This is a genomic window from Bacillus carboniphilus, assembly GCF_020524035.2.
GTDB lineage: Bacteria > Bacillota > Bacilli > Bacillales > JAIVKR01 > Bacillus_CC.
In genome coordinates this window covers 2,156,729-2,177,012 of sequence record NZ_CP129013.1, presented here as the reverse complement: position 1 = coordinate 2,177,012, position 20,284 = coordinate 2,156,729, and the positions used below count along the sequence as shown (strand labels likewise).

24 protein-coding genes and 1 pseudogene are annotated in these 20,284 nt (G+C 34.6%); 20 read left to right on the top strand and 5 right to left on the bottom strand.

The window, feature by feature from the left end; all coding sequences use genetic code 11:
- Positions 1 to 192: 192 nt before the first annotated feature.
- Positions 193 to 360 (bottom strand): hypothetical protein, encoded by a 168-nt coding sequence (locus LC087_RS11210; RefSeq protein WP_226541561.1) that lies wholly within the window; start codon positions 358 to 360, stop codon positions 193 to 195.
- A gap of 160 nt (positions 361 to 520) precedes the next feature.
- Positions 521 to 673 (bottom strand): hypothetical protein, encoded by a 153-nt coding sequence (locus tag LC087_RS11205; protein WP_226541559.1) that lies wholly within the window; start codon positions 671 to 673, stop codon positions 521 to 523.
- A gap of 191 nt (positions 674 to 864) precedes the next feature.
- Between LC087_RS11205 and LC087_RS11200 the strand changes: the two genes are divergently transcribed.
- Both LC087_RS11200 and LC087_RS11195 read left to right on the top strand, forming a co-directional pair.
- A complete protein-coding gene (locus tag LC087_RS11200; protein ID WP_306019569.1) occupies positions 865 to 2,220 on the top strand; it encodes an IS1380 family transposase in 1,356 nt (451 codons plus the stop codon).
- Between the two features lie 244 nt (positions 2,221 to 2,464).
- Positions 2,465 to 2,842 carry a hypothetical protein gene (locus tag LC087_RS11195; RefSeq protein ID WP_226541993.1) on the top strand — a complete coding sequence of 126 codons (378 nt, stop codon included), beginning with the start codon at positions 2,465 to 2,467 and terminating at the stop codon, positions 2,840 to 2,842.
- A 240-nt stretch (positions 2,843 to 3,082) separates the two neighbouring features.
- Here LC087_RS11195 and LC087_RS11190 read toward each other — a convergent pair whose 3' ends face one another.
- Positions 3,083 to 3,844 carry a 5'-methylthioadenosine/adenosylhomocysteine nucleosidase gene (locus LC087_RS11190; RefSeq protein WP_226541994.1) on the bottom strand — a complete coding sequence of 254 codons (762 nt, stop codon included), beginning with the start codon at positions 3,842 to 3,844 and terminating at the stop codon, positions 3,083 to 3,085.
- Positions 3,845 to 4,024: 180 nt separating this feature from the next.
- Here LC087_RS11190 and LC087_RS11185 point away from each other — a divergent pair, with 180 nt between their 5' ends.
- Positions 4,025 to 4,957, top strand: coding sequence for a metallophosphoesterase (locus LC087_RS11185; RefSeq protein WP_226541995.1), 933 nt, complete (start codon positions 4,025 to 4,027; stop codon positions 4,955 to 4,957).
- A 31-nt stretch (positions 4,958 to 4,988) separates the two neighbouring features.
- Here LC087_RS11185 and LC087_RS11180 read toward each other — a convergent pair whose 3' ends face one another.
- Entirely contained in the window at positions 4,989 to 5,663 is a 675-nt protein-coding gene (locus LC087_RS11180) for an N-acetylmuramoyl-L-alanine amidase (RefSeq protein ID WP_226541996.1), read from the bottom strand.
- Between the two features lie 134 nt (positions 5,664 to 5,797).
- Here LC087_RS11180 and hprK point away from each other — a divergent pair, with 134 nt between their 5' ends.
- From hprK to LC087_RS11100, 16 genes and pseudogenes are all read left to right on the top strand, one after another.
- Positions 5,798 to 6,733 (top strand): HPr(Ser) kinase/phosphatase, encoded by a 936-nt coding sequence (hprK, locus tag LC087_RS11175; RefSeq protein ID WP_226541997.1) that lies wholly within the window; start codon positions 5,798 to 5,800, stop codon positions 6,731 to 6,733.
- 27 nt (positions 6,734 to 6,760) lie between these two features.
- Entirely contained in the window at positions 6,761 to 7,576 is an 816-nt protein-coding gene (gene lgt, locus LC087_RS11170; protein ID WP_226541998.1) for a prolipoprotein diacylglyceryl transferase, read from the top strand.
- A 26-nt stretch (positions 7,577 to 7,602) separates the two neighbouring features.
- Positions 7,603 to 8,244: a pyrophosphatase PpaX gene (gene ppaX / locus LC087_RS11165; protein ID WP_226541999.1), complete on the top strand. Its 642-nt coding sequence runs from the start codon at positions 7,603 to 7,605 to the stop codon at positions 8,242 to 8,244.
- A 1-nt stretch (position 8,245) separates the two neighbouring features.
- A complete protein-coding gene (locus LC087_RS11160; RefSeq protein ID WP_226542000.1) occupies positions 8,246 to 8,764 on the top strand; it encodes an acyltransferase in 519 nt (172 codons plus the stop codon).
- A gap of 294 nt (positions 8,765 to 9,058) precedes the next feature.
- Complete coding sequence (locus tag LC087_RS11155; protein WP_226542001.1) at positions 9,059 to 10,459, top strand: Vps62-related protein; 1,401 nt, start codon at positions 9,059 to 9,061, stop codon at positions 10,457 to 10,459.
- Positions 10,460 to 10,819: 360 nt separating this feature from the next.
- Positions 10,820 to 11,050, top strand: a complete 231-nt coding sequence (locus LC087_RS11150) for a WXG100 family type VII secretion target (protein ID WP_306019568.1) — start codon at positions 10,820 to 10,822, stop codon at positions 11,048 to 11,050.
- A 444-nt stretch (positions 11,051 to 11,494) separates the two neighbouring features.
- The gene (locus tag LC087_RS11145) at positions 11,495 to 12,349 is read left to right on the top strand and encodes a hypothetical protein (RefSeq protein ID WP_306019567.1); all 855 of its coding nucleotides are present in this window, start codon (positions 11,495 to 11,497) and stop codon (positions 12,347 to 12,349) included.
- Complete coding sequence (locus LC087_RS11140) at positions 12,312 to 12,749, top strand: MDR/zinc-dependent alcohol dehydrogenase-like family protein (RefSeq protein WP_306019566.1); 438 nt, start codon at positions 12,312 to 12,314, stop codon at positions 12,747 to 12,749. Before LC087_RS11145 ends, LC087_RS11140 begins: the two co-directional genes overlap by 38 nt.
- 10 nt (positions 12,750 to 12,759) lie before the next feature.
- Complete coding sequence (locus LC087_RS11135; RefSeq protein ID WP_226542005.1) at positions 12,760 to 13,530, top strand: hypothetical protein; 771 nt, start codon at positions 12,760 to 12,762, stop codon at positions 13,528 to 13,530.
- Positions 13,527 to 14,084, top strand: a complete 558-nt coding sequence (locus LC087_RS11130; RefSeq protein WP_226542006.1) for a DUF5381 family protein — start codon at positions 13,527 to 13,529, stop codon at positions 14,082 to 14,084. The genes LC087_RS11135 and LC087_RS11130 overlap by 4 nt, the downstream gene beginning before the upstream one ends.
- 297 nt (positions 14,085 to 14,381) lie before the next feature.
- Positions 14,382 to 14,567, top strand: a complete 186-nt coding sequence (locus LC087_RS11125) for a hypothetical protein (protein ID WP_226542007.1) — start codon at positions 14,382 to 14,384, stop codon at positions 14,565 to 14,567.
- A complete protein-coding gene (locus tag LC087_RS11120) occupies positions 14,567 to 15,127 on the top strand; it encodes a YfjD family protein (protein ID WP_264189983.1) in 561 nt (186 codons plus the stop codon). The genes LC087_RS11125 and LC087_RS11120 overlap by 1 nt, the downstream gene beginning before the upstream one ends.
- Before the next feature lie 212 nt (positions 15,128 to 15,339).
- Positions 15,340 to 15,525 carry a hypothetical protein gene (locus LC087_RS11115; protein WP_226542009.1) on the top strand — a complete coding sequence of 62 codons (186 nt, stop codon included), beginning with the start codon at positions 15,340 to 15,342 and terminating at the stop codon, positions 15,523 to 15,525.
- 138 nt (positions 15,526 to 15,663) lie between these two features.
- Positions 15,664 to 16,083 (top strand): annotated as a pseudogene (locus LC087_RS11110) (DUF5381 family protein); the annotation flags it as partial.
- A gap of 120 nt (positions 16,084 to 16,203) precedes the next feature.
- The gene (locus LC087_RS11105) at positions 16,204 to 16,761 is read left to right on the top strand and encodes a DUF5381 family protein (protein ID WP_226542013.1); all 558 of its coding nucleotides are present in this window, start codon (positions 16,204 to 16,206) and stop codon (positions 16,759 to 16,761) included.
- A 104-nt stretch (positions 16,762 to 16,865) separates the two neighbouring features.
- Positions 16,866 to 17,114 carry a hypothetical protein gene (locus tag LC087_RS11100; protein ID WP_226542015.1) on the top strand — a complete coding sequence of 83 codons (249 nt, stop codon included), beginning with the start codon at positions 16,866 to 16,868 and terminating at the stop codon, positions 17,112 to 17,114.
- Between the two features lie 143 nt (positions 17,115 to 17,257).
- Here the strand turns inward: LC087_RS11100 and LC087_RS11095 are convergent, their stop codons facing one another.
- Positions 17,258 to 18,508, bottom strand: a complete 1,251-nt coding sequence (locus LC087_RS11095; RefSeq protein ID WP_226542017.1) for an MDR family MFS transporter — start codon at positions 18,506 to 18,508, stop codon at positions 17,258 to 17,260.
- A 102-nt stretch (positions 18,509 to 18,610) separates the two neighbouring features.
- Here LC087_RS11095 and LC087_RS11090 point away from each other — a divergent pair, with 102 nt between their 5' ends.
- Positions 18,611 to 20,269: an ABC transporter substrate-binding protein gene (locus tag LC087_RS11090; protein ID WP_226542019.1), complete on the top strand. Its 1,659-nt coding sequence runs from the start codon at positions 18,611 to 18,613 to the stop codon at positions 20,267 to 20,269.
- Positions 20,270 to 20,284: the final 15 nt, after the last annotated feature.

Below are 20,284 nucleotides of genomic sequence, written 5' to 3'. Positions count from 1 at the left end.
TTCTGAATGTAATATAGCTCATTATTTTTCTATACACCTTTAAAACTGTTAAAAGTAGATAGGTAATTATAAATCAATGAATTTCTGGAGATGAAAAAAAGAAAAAACTCAGGAGAATTGCTACTCCCGAGCATAATAAAAGAGTTTCCGAACATAGTGAGGTGCTATCTCTTAAGCTACTTACAAGTAAAGTTAATCATTTTGTGCACAAGCACAGGCATTTGCTGAGATTTGAACAGTGAATAATCCGCCAGCAATGATTAATAGAACAAAAACGATTGTAACAAGAATGGCTCCAATCCCAGCAGCACCAGCAACACCTTCAAAAGCCTTAACACCTGAACAGTTAGAGTTAGACATAAAGTTCACCTCCTTATATGAGTGAAAACCATGTTGCACTATATACTATGAGAAAAGTTGTCCGAAGGATTGGACAAGTAACTCATTTTTTAAAAAATAGGTAAAATGTTTAGCAAAATAGTTGTTTTCGAATAACTATATTTAACTTCTACCAATAAAGTTAATGTTTTTCAAAACAATTAAAAGCGTTGTTGGACATTTGAATAATAAATAATCCGCAAGCAATGACTAAAAGGACAATAATGATAGCAACAAGAATAGTGACTGTAACAGCAGCACCAGCAACCGTTGAAAAATCACCTACGCCAGACATAAAGGTCACCTCCCTTCACAAAGGAACTCATGCTACACTATATATTATGAGAAAGGTTGACCGAAGGATTGGACAAGTACTTTATTTTTAATAACCTGAATCCGTGAAAGGAAAATCATTTTCAACTATGCAAACCTTGGTATAATAAGTGTTATGAGCAAAATTCGGTTCAAAAATTTTTCACCAGGTAGGTGCATACGATGAAATTTATATTAGAAGATTCAGATGAAACCTTATCAACACATTCAGGATTAGGTTTAATTGGGCTACTCTTATCTAAAACGAAAGTGTGTCAACGTTTCTCTGATATCAAGATCCCCCAAATTCAATCAGCTCCATCGATAAACAATGGAAATATTATAAAAGCCTATATAGGCTTGTTGAGTCAGAGTAAAAATGATTTTGATCCTATCGAACCTTTTCGAAACGATCCCTTTTTTATGCGTGCATTGGATATGGAGAAAGTGCCATCAAGTTCAACACTCAGACAGCGTTTAAATCAAATCGCCAAAGAAGATGGATGGAAAAACATTATTCTCGAAGAATCCGTTCAGCTCCTTAAACAATTTGATTCTCCCGTCACACCCACGATGTTAAAAGACGAGAACGGGGAGGAGAAAGCTTTCGTCCCACTTGATATGGATGTATCTCCTTTTGATAATTCGAACACCAAAAAAGAAGGCGTGAGTCGTACCTATAAGGGATGTGATGGCTATGCGCCAAATTTCAGCTATCTAGGTCAAGAAGGATACATTGTCAATGTTGAATTGCGTGAAGGAAAGACGCATGTTCAAAAAGGAACAGACCACTTCCTTCAAGAATCCATTCGTTATGCCAAACAAATCACCGATCTTCCTCTACTCATTCGTCTCGATGGTGGAAATGATAGTGCGGATAATTTAAAGGTATGTGACGAAGAAAAGGTCGATTTTATTATTAAACGGAACCCACGAAGAGAAAATCCAGAGACCTGGTTAATGATCGCAAAAGAACGCGGAAAGGAGATCGAAGCTCGGGAAGGAAAACGAATATTTTACGGGTCTGTCGAAGCAACTCCTAAGAAAATGGGAAAACCCGTGCGTCAAATTTATAAGGTCGTGGAGCGGACGATCGATCGAAATGGACAAATTTTATTAGTCCCTGAAATCGAGTTCGAAAGTTACTGGACTTCTTTGAATATCGAACCTGAACAGGTCATTCCTCTCTATCATGAACACGGAACATGCGAACAATTTCATAGTGAATTAAAGACAGATTTGGATTTAGAGCGCTTTCCATCAGGAAAGTTTGCGACGAATGATTTAATCTTACACCTTGGCTGTTTTGTTTATAATCTGCTTCGAATCATTGGACAAGAAAGTTTAAAAGGAAGTGATGCCCCATTAAAAAAGAAGGTGTTTCGACGTCGAATAAAAAAAGTCATTCAAAATCTAATTACCATTGCCTCTAAGATGGTTAGACATGCACGAAAAGTCTACTTAAAGTTTGGCAAAAATAGCCCTTGGTTCCATACGTTTAGAAGGATCTATTCGGTTTTCAGTACTTAGGCGGTCTTCATCCACTAATTTAAATTAGAAAAAAGAAAACATAGAAAAACCTGTAAAAATCCGTTCTTTTTAGAGGTTTATTTAGCGTGCTTTTTTTCTCTAAATAAGAGGTTTCCGTTTCCCTGTTTTAGGTCATGGAAAGCTTCATCATATCCAGGGTGTTCACTCTATTCAAAATACCATGATTGCGTGAACATCACTGCTAATACCACGGATTCAGGTAATAAATAATACTGTTTAACTGATGTATGCTTGTTCATTTATTTGGTACAAGACGATTCGTTATCGTTACCCAATGAAAGGAAGGGAGGCCGATTTAAAATGGCGACCTGTGCAATCCATCTCTATCCCGTCAGGTGAGAATGTTGTTTTTTGGATTATCAATAGAGGAAATCAAGAATTAAAGGTTAGCGATTTTAATCGACATTATGGGACATCCTTATATGAAGAAGTGGACGAAAAAGAACATAAAACACATGAAGATAAAATCGACAAGACTTCTAACCAGACACAGGCTCAATTACCTCTAACTGCTACGAGTTACTCTAATTGGTTATTTACTGGTCTTTTGCTCATGTTATTTGGAATCGACTTTATTTTCATGAAGCGTGGGAAAGAATAAAAGAAAGGGAGCTCTTATTTTGGAGTTCCCTTTGGTTTATATGAAAGACAATGATGAAGGAATAGTAAGACGAATAAGTGAGCATTTGAGGTTTCAAGGGAGTATTTAGTGAGGATGGAGAAAAATAGATTACAAGCTAAGAAACAGTTATGATTACCAACAAAATGGGTAGCCTTTACGGTTAACAGTCTAGCGTTTATTGTTTTTCTATAAACTTAATTTGATTATTATCGTATTGCTCTAACATAATTGAGCTAAAACATTTAATGTTACTTTCTGAGCATTATCAGCAGCTAATTTCCCAAATATATTAATGTCTTTTGGAGAATTTTTATTTGAGAAATCAGAAATACCTCTAAAAACGATATAAGGTATTTTATTCAAAGATGTAACTTGACCTACAGCGGCTCCTTCTGTCTCAACACACAAACCATTAAATTTCATTCTTAATTTATCTCTTAGCTCTACGTCAGCTACGAATGTATTTGCTGTTAATACCTTTCCAATTTCTATACAGAAATCAACTTGTTCTTGACTATTTTTAGCTAAATGAATGAGTCTCTTGTTTGCTTTATAAACAGATATTCGAAGATCAGGGTATTGACTTATGGGAACATCAATTGCTGTATAATTAACGTTCCAGAACTGTGTACCACTAGATACAATGACATCACCAAAATTTACATCTGTAACTAATGCACCGGCAGCACCATTGAATACAATCGATTCTACATTAAAGTTCTCAATTAAAAGAGTGGATGCAAGGGCAGCATTTACTGTCCCTATCTTAGATATACACACAACCACAGGTATTTGTTTAATCATACCAGTAAAAAAAGGGATATCTGCAATAATAACTTTTTGTTGAATATTCATCTTTGATAAAAGAAGTTCGACTTCAATTGGCACAGCACCAATAATTCCGATTTTCAACTTAGCTACCACCTCCTTATATTTCATGTATATTTTATGTCTTTGCATATTAGCTCGATTGACTGACATAAGTTCAACTTTATATATATAATGCTTTGTAACATTGATGTCCTCTTGTTTAAATACATAAATATTCACATATATTTTCCACAACAGAATCTATTGGCGGTGTTCCCTCAACAATAATTCCTTAATTTACTTGTTCGGTTATAGGAGCAACATGGGTACCTTAATTGTAAGGTGATGATAATGAAGAAGATTTGGACTATTTTTTTTATAGCAACTTGGCTCAATCTTTGTTTTCAAACTTATACAGCAGCAACTCCTATTCAAGATCAAAATCATGATACGATCATTTGGATGACAGATACACAATACTATTCAAAAAAGTATCCTCACATATTTGAGAATCAAATAGAATGGATTATTTCCAATCAAAAAAAATGGAACATTCAATATGTTATCCATACCGGTGATATTGTTCATAATAGCGAACAAATGTTTCAATGGCATGTCGCTAATAATATGATGAGTCAGCTTGATAAATCCGACATTCCATACGGCATTTTAGCAGGCAATCATGATTTATTAAATAAGAAGAACTACCTGATCTATGAGCAGTTTTTTGGTGAAGATCGATTCAAAGAAAAAGATCATTATGGAGGTTCTTATCAAAATAATAAAGGGCATTATGACTTATTAACCCTTGGCAAAAAAGAGTTTATTTTTTTATATATGGGTTGGGGGATAAAAAAAGAAGAGATGGATTGGATGAATCAAGTATTATCTTCATATAAAGATCGCATTGCTATTTTAAATTTTCATAAGTATTTACATAAGAACGGGAAAAGAACAAAGCTTGGTGACGAGATTTTTGAGCAAGTGGTGAAGCCAAATGAAAATGTTCGAGTGGTTCTTAGTGGTCATTATGATGATAGTGAGAAGCTGATTAGTGATGTGGATGATAATGGTGATGGACGAACGGATCGCTATGTATATCAAATCTTAGCTGATTATCAGAGTGTTTCAGAAGGAGGTTCAGGTTTTTTGCGTCTTATTCACTTCTATCCAGAAACCCATGTGCTATATATGAGAACGTACTCCCCTTATTTGAACAAGCATTATCATTATTCTCCTCAAAAACATCCTGAGAAAGATCAGTTTTGGATAAAGCTCAAATAAGAAAGGGAATTCCCCAAAAGGAATCCCTTTCTTAATCTTTGACGATAAATGCTTCATAGCCGTCTTCAGTTAATCTCTTCATTAACTTTTCCGCGTTACTTCTAGATTGAAAAGCACCAATCTGTACTTTATAGAGGGATTTTTGGTTGTGAACGGGTTTTAAGTGATAAAAGGCTACTAGTGCTTTCACAATTGCTGTGGCACACGTTTTTTGATAAGAACCCTTTCTTAACAAGGTTGCCTCCTGCCTGTTTGTCATAAATCCACATTCACAAAGAATCGCCGTCATTTTTGTTTCGCGAAGTACATGAAAATTGGCTAGCTTCACTCCTCGATCTTTCCTTCCTGTTTCTTGAACAAGGTGTTTTTGGATTTGCAGGGCTAATTGAAATGCTTTTTTTGGTTTAGATTTGTATACAAACGTTTCAATTCCATTAGCGGAAGTCCACTCTTGCCCATTTCCGTGAGCATTGGCATGGATAGACAAATATAGATCGACATTTAACTTGTTTGCCTTATTGGTTCGTTCTTTTAAGGGAATATCCCTCTGGTCTGAATGTGCTTCATAACATGAAACGTCAAAATAATTTAGTTGCTTTTTCATTTCATGTATGACCGCTCGATTAAATTGATACTCTTTAAATCCATCAGGAGTTCTTTTTCCTCTCGTTTCATAACCGTGTCCAGCGTCCAAGCATATCTTCAATGATCTTACCTCCTTTTTATATAAACTATAAAAGAATTTCAGTCTTAAGTAGCCGATTGTGTGGAGTTTCTTTTTGTCTGCATCGCGAAAAGTGCTAAAATAGGATGGAGTGATGACGTTAAGGAGGAACTATCTTGGCAAAAGTACGTACACAAGATCTTATCGATAAATTTCAACTAGAGCTTGTCAGTGGTGAAGAAGGAGTCGGTCGTCCAATTTCCACGAGTGACCTTTCTCGTCCTGGTTTAGAAATGGCAGGCTATTTCGCTTATTATCCGAAAGAGCGAGTGCAAATTTTAGGAAAAACAGAGATTTCGTTCTTTCATAAATTAGAACAAAGTGAACGTGTCAATCGGATGAATCGTTTATGTACCGATGCGACACCAGCTATTATTGTCACAAGAGACATGGAAGTGCCAGATGAACTAATAGAAGCATCCGAAAATGCAGCTGTTCCTGTGTTGAAATCAGACCAGAAAACCACTCGCTTATCGAGTCGATTAACGAACTTTTTAGAAAGCAAGCTTGCTCCATCCACCGCTATTCATGGCGTACTCGTTGATATATATGGGGTGGGCGTTTTGATCATTGGGAAAAGTGGTGTCGGAAAAAGTGAAACAGCTTTAGAGCTAGTGAAAAGGGGGCATCGTCTTGTATCCGATGATTGTGTAGAAATTACCCAAGAAGATCAAGATACGCTAATAGGGAGCTCGCCACCATTAATTGAACATCTTCTTGAAATTAGAGGGTTAGGGATTATTAATGTGATGACGTTATTTGGAGCGGGTGCTGTTCGAAATCATAAACGAATTACACTTGTGATTAATTTGGAACTTTGGGATCAGTCGAAACAATATGATCGCTTAGGACTTGATGAAGAAAAGATGAAGATATTAGATACGGAATTAACAAAATTAACAGTTCCTGTTCGTCCTGGACGAAATTTAGCTGTTATAATTGAAGTGGCTGCCATGAATTTTCGTTTGAAAAGAATGGGGTTAAATGCAGCCGAGCAGTTTACTTCCAAGCTCGCGCATGCGATTGATGACGGAGAAAATGACGATATATAAATAATTAACTAATGGGGGATTTACTAAATGATTGAACCTATAAATCCAGTTGCATTGGAGCTGGGCCCTTTTGAGATTTATTGGTACGGGGTAATTATCGGGACAGGGGCTTTACTTGGATTATGGCTAGCTGTTCGTGAATCAAGCCGGTTAGGGTTACATAAAGACACATTTGTTGACATTGCCTTGTATACGATTCCAACGGCGATTATATTTGCACGTGCTTATTATGTTCTATTTCAATGGGATTACTATTCACAAAATCCTGGCCAAATCATTCAAGTTTGGAATGGTGGATTAGCGATTCATGGTGGATTAATTGGAGCGTTTCTTGCGGGATTTATCTTTGCGAAAGTGAAAAACCTTTCCTTTTGGAAACTAGCAGATATCGCGGCCCCTAGTATTATTCTTGGACAAGCCATTGGTCGTTGGGGAAATTTTATAAACCAAGAAGCTCACGGAGGAGAGGTAACAAGAGAATTTCTTGAAAATCTACATTTACCTGAATTTATAATTGATCAAATGTATATTAATGGCGCTTACTATCAACCAACTTTTTTATATGAATCACTTTGGAATTTTTTAGGTTTTGCTATCTTGCTTGGTCTACGTAGAGTGAATTTAAAACGTGGAGAATTGTTCTTATCCTATATTATTTGGTACTCAGTCGGTCGATTTTTTATCGAAGGATTGCGTACAGATAGTCTTATGCTAACGGAAACTTTAAGAATGGCCCAGTTTATTTCTATCGTCTTAATCGTAGTTTCTATAGGAGTTATTGTAGTTCGTCGTATGACAGGAATGGCAAAAAATCGCTATCTAGATAAAGAAAATTCAATGTAGTAAGTTAACTAGAAAGGATACAAGACATGAAAATAGAGACAATCTTGTTTGATTTAGATGGAACCTTAATTAATACGAATGAGTTAATCATTGAATCATTTCTTCACACACTCAATCATTATTATCCCAATCAATATAAAAGAGAGGATGTTTTTTCGTTTATTGGGCCTCCTTTATACGATACGTTTGCGGAGATGAATGAGGGGAAAGTAGAGGAAATGATGGCTGTCTACCGAAAGTTTAATCATGAGCAGCATGATGTGCTTGTAAAGGAATTTGATTCTGTTTTTGAGACAGTTGAGATGTTGCATCAAAAAGGGTACAAACTCGGAATCGTCACGACGAAAATTCGTAGTACTGTTAATATGGGCCTTAAGTTAACGAACCTAGATCAATTTTTTGATGTTGTCGTCACCCTAGATGATGTAGAAAATGCCAAACCTCATCCAGAGCCTGTTTTAACAGCATTAAAGCAACTTGATGCAAAAGCAGAACATGCCATTATGGTAGGTGACAATTACCATGACATTGAGGCAGGGAAACATGCTGGGACGAAAACGGCAGGAGTGAGTTGGACGATCAAAGGTGAGGAGTTTTTAAAGGCATATAACCCTGATTTTATGCTTCATAAGATGACCGATCTCTTAAAAATCGTTGGAGTGGAATAAAGTGAGAAGAACCGAACGTTTTCCCGTTAAAGGCCCAAATTCATTATGGCAAGTATATAAAACCGTCTCATTTTGGAAGGTGATGAAAAATTTCATCGTCATTCAGACGGCACGGTATACTCCCTTTTTAGGAATGAAAAACTGGCTGTATCGAACGTTTTTAAGAATGAAGGTAGATCGAGAGACATCTTTTGCTTTAATGGTCATGCTTGATGTGATGTTTCCGGAAAAAATATCGGTGGGTAGAAACTGTGTCATTGGTTATAACACGACGATTTTAACGCACGAGTATTTAATCGATGAATATCGTTTAGGCGACGTTAAAATTGGAAATGAAGTCATGATAGGCGCTAATTCTATGATCCTTCCGGGAGTGATCATTGGTGATCGAGCCATCGTCAGTGCGGGAACAGTCGTTCATAAAGATGTTCCAGAAGGAAGCTTTGTCGGTGGAAACCCGATGAGAGTCATCTATACAAAAGAAGAGATGGAAAAACGCAATCAAGGGGACGGTCCTTGATTAGCAAGGTTCATATCTTCTGCTCTTCCAAGCTTAGTTTCCCCTTAAAGGGGCTCATAAAGATGCCTTGTTAGTCGAAATCTGTATTCAAAAGAAGAAGTGGGAAAACGAAAGCGGAAAAGTGTTAGTTCGTAAAGCGGACTGACACTTTTTTTTTCAATATAAAAATAAAATTCAGGATAAATATTTTAAATTATTTTAATTTTGTTATAATGATAAATAGTTAGACTAGGATACTAAGAAAAAATTTTTTTGTATTTAAACATTATAATTTATAGGAGTTGAATATTGACAATGAAAAAACTAATAACATTCCTTTCATTAATACTTATTGTTAGCGTTTTTCCGAAAGATGTGTTTGCGAATGGTTCAACTATTAATTATTCATCAGAAGAAAAATTAGAGTTGATTGAAAAATATGCACCGCGTATATGGTTTGATAATGATGAAAAATATTTTCCTTCTTCTGTTGAATGGTCAGCACAATATATGGAAAGGTACAAGCCGTCCGGTAGTAATGAATATTCGTTACGAACAAAGGAATCATTAAGTAACCCGAATGGGGTACTCGACTTCTTTCGTGGTGATTTAAACTCTGCAAAAATATATGCTGGTTGGCGTGAAGCTGGGCCAAATACGATCGATATCAATTACATGGTTTGGTATCCTTACAACCGAGGAAAAATGACAAATAACATAGATTGGTTACAAAGTCTCATTCCCTTCGTAGATAATGGGGTAGGGTTTGGCCATCATGTTGGGGATTGGGAAGGCCTACAAATTAGGTTGGTAAATGGTGAACCAACTCAAGTGGATCTTCGCTATCATGCGTGGTCTAAGAAATATAATTGGAGTGAGTTTTCTAAAGTTGAAAACACCCATATTGTAACGTACTCTGCCCAAGGTTCCCATGGAACATGGAAAGATCCGGGAGTACATGAGTATATGGATTTTGTCCTAGACTCTTTAGTAGATATAACAAGTCAAGGGACAGCATGGGACTCATGGAATGTTGTTGAAGCGTATGACTTTGATTTACAAGAAGGATTGTCAGGAAAAAATTGGCCAGCATGGCTAAGTAATGACAATACGTGGACAGAACCTGGGAAGGATCCTGCAAACCCACTATCCGGTGGAATTAATAGATGGGGGAATTTAGAAAGTGGATGCATGTCGGATCTATGTATAAACAGTGGTGGTCCAGGTGGTCCAGATGCAGGGAGTAACTGGACAAATGAATTTGGTGCTCCAGTCACATCTTTATTTAATGTTTCTTTTAAATCAGCTCATAATAAATATTTAGTAGCTGAAGGAAATGGAGACGGAGAGGTAAATGCTGATCGGAATGAAGTAGGTCCTTGGGAAAAATTCAACCTTAAAGTGACTAATAGTGAACAAGAAGACGGAACAGGTTGTATTCGTAGTGGAGACATTGTCAATATTGATACTGGTTCTAGTTATTACTTAAGAGCAACGGATGATGGTTTACTAGATGCTGAAGCAACGGTTCCCCAGTCTTGGGAATCTTTTGAACTTATTAATCATACTGATAATACAGGATGTCTTGCGTCAGGAGACCAAGTTTCATTTAAGTCATCTCATGGAAAGTATATAGTAGCTGAAAGCGATGGTGATGTTCACGCTGATCGTACTGCAATTGGTCCATGGGAAAAATTTATTGTTAATTTTCATTAATTTAAAAGGTAACTAAATTACTAGAAGTATCAGTTCATAACGAGCTGATGCTTTTTTTTGTGGGACGATAATTTAATGATTCCAACGTACTTATTGTTTAAAAGGACTTTTGGATTATATTGGGTCATTTTAAGGGAAATACTAGGTCTATTATCTTATTTACATTTTTTTCCGAATTCGTTACACTGAAAGATATGAGTGTTATCATTGCCTTATTTTCTAATAAGTACCCCTATCGATAGAGGTAGAGAAAAGATCATAAATAATATAGTGCTATGTAGATTTATGACAATTCTAAAACGAGTTCATTTATAAAGTGGAATGTAAATAGTATTAAAAAGTATAGATGAGGTGATTAGTGTGGATTCCAATGGTATCAGAAGATTAGCTGAAAAATTTAGTGAATCATCGGATTATGTAAAAGAAATTGAACAGCAGCTCAAACAACAGATTACTATGGATGTATCATCTTGGACAGGTGAAAGCCGTCAGAAATTCGATGCATTATTAGAAGAGGCAGAATCATTATTTCAAGACCATTCTGATAATTTATATGAGATTCATAACGAATTAAAGCGTGGCTGCATATGAAGTAGATGAAGTAACAAGAGAAATTGAGAGAAGAAAGCAGTTGGAAGCAGGTAATTGGGGGTTAGCATAGTTTAAATAAGAAGAAAAAATGTACAGTCTACATAATAAAATTGGATTCCAAATGAATCTATGAATTAGAGAAATGGAGATTGAAATGGAAGATAACAGCTATGATTCTGCCAATCAACAAAATAATGAGCAACATTTAGGACAATATGAGCACAACAAAAAATATGAAAAACAAGGAAGAAACGGGCTGTGTAAGAGGGTGTTTAGAGGAAAGTTGTGCAGAAGCATGCTGCTGGGATGGATGCTTCTCTATCTTAATTGTGGGAGTATCTTTAGGTACGCTTGTCTATAAATTGTTTGAAGTAATCATATAAACGAACGTTTTCGTTTAATAGATTAGGTGAAGATCTTTAGAAAGGGAGAGGGGTATATTATATGCATGTTATGGCGTCAGGTTATTCAGGAGGGACCATTTCAGTTAACCCTCAAGAACTAGAGGACTTAGCGAATCGACTAGTTACAGTAATAACAAACATTGAAAATGATAGTAATGATCTTAAAGATCAATTAGAAGGCTTGAAAAATTCTGTTCCTTATGAATACAGACGTTGTTTTTATGGAGTTGGTCATCCAGGGGGTACGGCAAACAGCCTCCTTGAAATACTTGATGATATGGATGACGCCCTTCGAAGGACGGCTAGTAAAATGGAAGAAGAAGACGACAAACTCAGTAAGCTATTGAAGCTACATGATCAATATGGGACATTAACAGCATTGGGGGCATTAGCTGGAAAACAATCACTTTATTATTTGACGAAGTTATCCTCCTTTTCAAAAGCAGCTGATGGTACGTATTCATTTAAACATGCAAAAGTTTTGAAAGATCTAGCTGAGGTTGTTGATGGTTCAGATAAACGCCGAATTTTTCAATGGTTATTAGATTCGAAATACTTATTAAAAAAGGAATTTAGAGATGCTCCTTTTTCTGATTTAGTTCATAAAAGGTTCTCTACTTACTTACCAGATGAGTTGGTGAACTTTACAAATAGTACAAATTTATTAAGAGATAACATTCTTTTAAAATCTGTTAGTTCTAGTCAAGTGAAAGAATTTCTAAAGAATGGGACAAAGTTTGGCAAAGCTAATGCGGTTAGTACGGTTTTATTAACGGGTGCATCCGAAACATTTGGAATGACTTTGAGTATTGCAGATAATTATGCAAAGTACGGTGATAATATCGATGTATTAAAACGTGAAAACGCTAAAGCTGTTGGCAAGCGCAGTCAATAAAACTGTAGTTGTTTCTGGTGCAGCTGTTACTGGTGCTGTAATTGGGGGGGCAGCAGGGAGTGTATTTGGACCAATTGGAACAGTAGCAGGTGCAACTGCTGGTTCATTTGTAGGGGGAATAATAGGGGAACATGCAGCAAAGTTGACTGCAGGGTTTGCAGAAGATGTTGCAATTCACTTCGAAGATTCTATTCATAGTGTGACAGAAGGAGCAAGAACAACCTTTACTGCAGTTGGAAAAGGGGTTAATTTTGCTAAGGATCACATTAACCAAGCAATTAATGATCCTGTTGGGACAATGAATGATATCGGTGAAGGGTTATCAAAGGCTAAGGATACCGCTGAATCACTTGTTGAAGATGCAAAAGGTTTCTTTGAAAAAACTTTGTCATTTAGTTAAGGGGGGACTTATGGATAAAATACAAGTAAGTATAGAAGAATTGCTGTTTTTATTTTATAGCGAAGGTCATTTTGAACAAGGGATTGCCATAAAGGATTTATATTTTCCTGATATAAAAGATGACCAGTTAGTGATGATGCTAGAGTGTGCATCAAGATCTCTTTTAGCTAAAGAGATGGTCGAAGAAGTGAAAGGACAGTATAAACTGAAAGAGAAATACAAATTCTCTATTCAAATGTTACATGATGCTGACCGTACGATAAAAGCTTCGAAATTTCACTCTGATTTAAATGGGGAAGAAAGCTTGTCGTTCCACTATAAAAATCAATCGATCTATTTACATAATATTAAATATAATCATCAAGTTCATGTTATTCAAGAAGAAATGGATGTTTTTACTACCATTCAACAGTTTTTTGGTTTTAAGCACTTAAAAGATGATAGTGAAGTAATTTGTACATTAATGAATGAAGAATTTGATAGTTTATTAAAAGAGGTTAGCGAACAATCAATGCCTATTGATTCTATAAAAAATAGATGGTTATACAAAATAAATGATGAAATAATAGAGGATTTATATAAAAGAAAAGGGAAGATGGACAGTGTACTAGATTTATCATATGACCAAAATAAAAAGCCAGAATTAATAGATATTCAATATATCATACCAGGAAAAAATCGAGTGTGGATTGTATCTAGGAACCAATCACTTGATCTAGAATTCCAAGAAGTAAACCAATTCACTATCAACAAGATACTCAAACAGAGGTGTGAAGTATGATTAACAAAAAAGAAGATAAAAAGAATAATCTAGTTCATATTAAAGGATCGAAATTTTATTATGTTAATGTTTTTTTATTTACAGTTGGTTTTTCAATAGGAATGTTATTAGTCATTAGACATGGTTTAAAATTTGAATCGAACTTGTCTTTATTATGGGTTACAGGTGGAGTAATACTCTTCCCTTTCTTTCTTTATTTAACATTATGGTGTTTACCAGGTCTTATTCCAGGCAGAGTTTTGTTTTCAATTAAACCAGAAGAAATGATCATTTATAAAAATAAAAAAGTATTGATGAATACTATTCGTAACGTTGATTTAATTAGAAATAATTTTAATTTAATTAATTATATAATTATTGAAACGTTTGAAGGAAAGAGAATAAGAATACCAACCTATAATATTTTACCCGACATTGTTTATTTGCTAATTATTGACCAATATGTCTATCCGTATATGACTGATCAGTCTAAACAAGTATGGGATCGAAAAGTAGATCTAGACTATATGTTAAAAGTTGCAAGATACACTCGTGAAGAACAGAAGATAAATTAATTTGATCGATGTTTTGACCAGCGGTAATATTAATTATTTCCGCTGGTATCTAATATAGCGTCTTTTTCATGTGTTACTTACTCTTTTAGAATTGTTATTAAGTAATAGATGAAGAAAACGGTAGATTACCTCCTAGTCCTTTGCATTGTTATTTTCCAACTTGCAGATTGAACCCTAAAAACTTCGATATTTAATACTAATAGTGAGTGAAAAGCCTCACTTGAATTAGTTATCGATAGATGGGGAGAAAGAGTAAGTCCTGAAGTCATTGCTGATTTATTTAAAAGAAAAGGAAAGATGGATAGCATTTTAGATTTATTATATGATCAACACAATCAACCGGAATTTTCTGATCTACAGTTTATACTTCCCGGAAAAAATCGAGTATGGCAAATTACGAGAGACAACCAACATGACCTTATAATTCAAGAAATGAATGAAGTAACATTAACTAAGATGATTGAGCGGAGGGTTTCTGTATAATGGCGATCGAAAAAAGGGACACAAAGAAAAACCTAATTCATATTACACCTTCGAAATTTGGTTTATTTAGTATTATTTTCAGTTTGCTGTTCTTTCTTATAGGATGTTCTTACATGATTAAGGTTGGATTAAAATTTGAATCAAAGTATTCATTAGTGTGGTTAGTGGCAGGATTTGTTTTTCTCCTTTATTATATTCACCAAACTTTATGGTTTTTACCCGGATTAATTCCAGGGAAAATATTGTTTTCAATTAAACCAGAAGAAATGATTATCTATAAAAAAAAGACAGTAATGTTAAATAACGTTCGTAATGTTGATTTAAAAAGGAACACATTCAACCTTATTAATTATATTGTTATTGAGCCATTTGAAGGAAGAAAAGTAAGGATTCCAACGTATAATGTCATTGACGATGATCATTATTTAATTATTTTTGATCGTCATGTGTATCCTTATATGACAGATCAGGCTAAACAAGTATGGGATCGGAAAATTAATTTAGATATGTTATTGGAGGACTGGAAATATAAACGCGGAGAACCTTTTACTTTGAAATAAAATAGAAATTAGAAGGAATCACTAGTAGTTATTTATTTTAGTATTATTACTAGTGATTCTTCTATTCAATGATTGTCTTTTCATGTGCTACTTATAGTTGATGGATGAAGTAGTAGATGAAAGGGTAGATCACAAAAAATTGGGAATGGTTATGATTGAGGAGCAAGGTAAAAGAGGAAATAATAGAGGATTTATATTAAAGAAAAGGAAAGATGGATAGCATTTTAGATTTATCATATGATCAACACAATCAACCGGAGTTTTCTGATCTACAGTTTATCCTTCCAGGAAAAAATCGAGTATGGCAAATTACGAGAGATCATCAATTAGATCTTATAATTCAAGAAATGAATGAATCAGCATTAACTAAAATGATCGAAGGGAGGATTTCTGTTTAATGGCGATCGAAAAAAGGGACACAAAGAAAAATCTAATTCATATTACACCTTCAAAATTTGGTTTATTTAGTATTATTTTGTTTCTAATATTCATTTGGGGGTCGAGTGTTTTCTTGATAAGGGGGAGGTCTAGAATTTGATTCAAAGTATTCGTTAGTTTGGTTAGGATCAGGGATTGTTTTTTTACCCTATTCTATTTACCAAACTTTATGGTTTTTACCGGGAATAATTCCAGGAAAAAAATTGTTTTCAATTAAACCAGAAGAAATGATTATCTATAAAAAAAAGACTGTGAATTTGAATAACATTCGTAATGTAGATATAAAAAGGAATGGATTTAATCTCATAAATTATATTATCATCGAAACATTCGAGGGGAACAAAGTAAGGATACCTACATACAATTTAATAGGAGATACAATTATTTTTATTATAATAGATCGTCACGTATATCCATACATGACTGATCAAGCAAAGCAAGTATGGGATCGGAAAATAGATTTAGATCAAGTCTATGAGATATCACGATATAAACGCGGAGAACCTTTTACTTTGTAATCATATGAAAGTTTAAGGGGGTCAATAGTAGTATAATCGTCTAGTTTTCTTGCTAGTTATTTATTTTTATCCTTATATTAATCTATTTAATGAAAGGGTATATAAACAGAGGAGTGAAGAATGAATAATAAAATAGTAGATGTTAAAAACAACCTATTGCATATAAAAGGGTCGAAAATTGCCCTATTATTTAATACTTTTGCATTGTGTGCATTACTGTTTGGTGATATATGGGTTATAGTGGAATCACTAAAATTTGAAACTATTCGTTCTTTATACTACCTTTCAGGGGGGATTTCAATACTTCCAATCATTTTATATGTCACCTTGAGATATCTACCAGGTTTAATTCCTGGTAAAACACTTTTCATGATTGAACCAGGTGAATGTATTATTTATAAGAGGAGAATTATCCCCTTTTTCAATATTTCGAACATTGGTTTTATGTATAGTAATATTAATTGGATGGATTATATTGTAGTTGAACAAAATAGAGGAAGAAAAGTGAAAATACCGACATATAATATTATTCCCCATAATGATTGTCAAATAGTGATTGATCATTATGTTTATCCTTATATGAATGAAGAGGCAAAACAAGTGTGGGATAGAAAGATAGATTTAGAACGTTTATTAGAGGATGCAAAATATAAAAGGGAAGAGCATAAAATAAATTAATTGATATTGTGACCAGCGGGAAAATTAAATTTTTTCCGCTGATATCTAATGTAACGTCTTTTTCCTGTGTTACTTACTCTATTAGAATTGTTATTAAGTAATAGATGAAGAAAACGGTAGATTACCTCCTAGTCCTTTGCATTGATATGTTCCAACCTGCAGATCGAACCTTAAAAACTTCGATATTTAATACTATTATTGAAGGAAAAGCCTCCCTTGAAATGGTTATGGATAGATGGGGAGAAAAAGTAAGTCCTGAAGTCATTGATGACATATTTAATGTAATTATCAAAAAGAACCATAATATTCAAAATATTATTTATTGTTTAGAAAAGGTCCTTTATAAAGGATAAGTTAGGTGGTAAAAAGTCCGAATCCAATAATAAAGGACAATCACATGCCAAAAAATGTGCAAAAATTTCATATGGACAATGGCTTTCATCAATGAACATTAAATTATTTCACCAAATAGCGAAAACGATGAAAACTAACTTTTCTAATAGACCCTCGATTCAACTGATTTCTTTTTGTAAAAAGGGTGAACGAATAGCCCTGTGTACATAAAGAATGCCCCAAGCATAACAATGACCCCCATATAAACAGTCATCATCATCGGCGCAAGAAACGCCCCAATAATAATAGACGTTCGAGCTAAAAGATCCGCTCCGCTAAAAGATAGGTTCGAAAAAGCTGAATACGATCCTCGTTTATCTTCAGGAATCATGTTAGCTTGTTCCGCATTTCGGATTGGAGAATATATTAATTCACCGATTGTTGCAATTAAGTTAAATAAAAGAAGCGCATACCAAGTATTTGAAGAAGTTATAACTGTATACCCTATTCCATATAAAAATAACCCATAAAGTAAAGCTTTTTTATTATCAAGTTTATTCGTAATTCCATTAACGATGAAGGTGAAACAAACGACTAAAAGCATGTTTTCGATATTCAATAAACTGAGCATTCGAACACCAGAAACTTCGAATGAACCAATGTGAAACCCTTTAAAGGTTTCAGAGAGTCTAATTCCAATATAACTATTCAACGTGAATTCTGCTGAAAATATAAAAGTTGAGCCAACGACTACCTTCACAAAGGCTGAATCTTTAAATGCGATCCGATAATTGTTCATTAAGTCAATTAAGACATTTTGATGATTCTTTTTTAGCAACTGCGTATGAGTATCTTGAAGCCAAAGCCAATAGGCAATCGGAATTAAGCTGGATGTAACGGTTAATGACATGAACAATTCTTTTTGGTAATTCATATATAAGAGGCCACCAAGTGTTGCACCAATCGCTAAAGATAAATTAACGAGCCAGTAATCTAAGGCATAGACGGCTTTTCTGTTTTCTGTTGTCGTTGAATCAATAATTAGCGCATTCATAGCAGGTCTACCTAAACTACTTGCAATGATAAAGCCAATGTATGCACAAGCAAATAGCCAGATTAACTTGTTTTTAGGAAAAAGACTAATGGTCATTATCATGAAAAAACAAGCATTTAAACAAGAGGTCATTAATAAAACTTTTTTGCGATTAAAACGATCGGAAATATAACCGCCAACTAAATTGACAAAAAAACCAATAATGACGGTAACAATTAAAAAAGTACCCGCCCAAACTTTGTTCATTTCTTGTGCGAAAAAGAGTGCCATAAAGGGCATAACCGCAGAAGAAACTGTACGATTAAAAAATGAAGTACTCATGCGCACTTTTATATTTTGGGGCATATCTTTCCATTTCATGTTGTGTCCTCCAATTCTTTCTTTTGTAGTATAATAAACTAGACAGAGTTTATTTAAAATAGACATATTTAAAAAGTGTGTCTCCTTTTAGGGGGAAAAGCAATGGTTGATAACAAGCTACTTACCTTATGGAACTGTTTTTCATCAGGAAACATTCGAATGGAGGAAGTGTCTGAAACTCTTCAAATTAGTCAAAAGCAAACCACGCGCTTGCTAAAAAAGTGGGAGAAAGAGGGCTGGCTCACTTATTCGCCTGGACGAGGGAGAGGGAAGGTATCCAGTATTGTTTGGAAAACAAATATAGAAGAACATTATGAGGAAAAAACCATGGATCTAATCAAAACAGAACCAGTTGAAAAGAGCAGTAAATATTTAATGTTTTCTTGGTCGGCTGAGAGTAAAAGAAGATTGATGAATCAGTTTCAAAAGAAGCTTGGATACGTTCAAGAATCAAAGGATAAGTTAATTGTTCCAAGAAGGTATTCCTTTTTTGCAATTGAACCATTAGAGGCGACAGATGCTCACAGTGCACATCTTATTGCTAACGTTTTTAACTGTTTAGTTTCAATTACACCTGAAGGAAAGATCTTGCCGGAAATTGCACACAGTTGGGAAGTCTCGTTTGAGAAACATAGGTTTTATTTGAAGAAGGATATTAGGTTTCATGATGGTTCAATCTTAAGTGCTGATGAGATTGTCAATAGTTTAGAAAGGGTTCGGGCTCATCGACATTATAAAGATTTATGGTCACCAATTGAACAAATAGTTGCCAAAACTCCTCTCGTAGTTGATATTTATCATCCAAGTGGTTGTAGTTACCTTCTCCCCTTATTAAGCACGATGAATGCGAGTATTTATAAAAAAAATAAAGGTCGTTTAATTGGTACAGGATGTTTCTCCATAGAAGAAAATAGTGAATCCATTACCACCTTAATCGCTTTTACAGAACACTTTATGGAGAGGCCACTACTAGATTCGATAGAATTCGTTAAAGTTCCAGATGATTTCAAAACGATTTATCATACATCGATTGAACAACTAGATGAAGAAGAAATCTTTCAAGTGAAAAGTGATTCTGACTTTGGTGTGGTAATTATGAATCTTTGTCGTGACTCTATCATACAAAAAGAAGAAGTGCGAAATTATCTTCATTATTTGATTGCTAAAAATAGGGATACTTTACCGATGTATGACCCACGAGTTTTACCTAACCATCAGAGCTGTTTAATTGGTCAAGGAAACCACTATACAATACAGGAAGTTGAACCTGTAGCGTTTGACCAACCTATTGTCATAAGAGGGACGAACTATACTGCATCAACAACCCAATGGTTAAAAGAGATGCTAGAAAACGAAGGGGTTCCAGTAGAAGTGGTTTGGTTTTCCTTTGAGGAATCAGTCACTAACCATCCTAAACATCAAGAAGTCGATTTGTTTATCCATGGTGAAATATTCGAGATTAATCAAAATTTTTCGTTCTATTATTTTCTTAAGAATGGCTTTTCCCCACTCTTCTCCATTATCCAAGGTGATGAAAAGATACGGTCGCAAATAGATCAATACCAGCTTACTCCATTTAAAGAGTGGGCTACATTAAACAAAAAGGTGGAAACAGAACTGATTAACCGATCGGTGATGATTCCTCTATATTATGCCAAAAGGTATGCTCCTTTTTCGAAAGATATTAAGAACATTAAGATCAAGCATTTTGGTTATGCGGATTTTTCTAAACTTTGGGTACGTCCGACAATTGATTCCTAGGGAAGGATATTTATT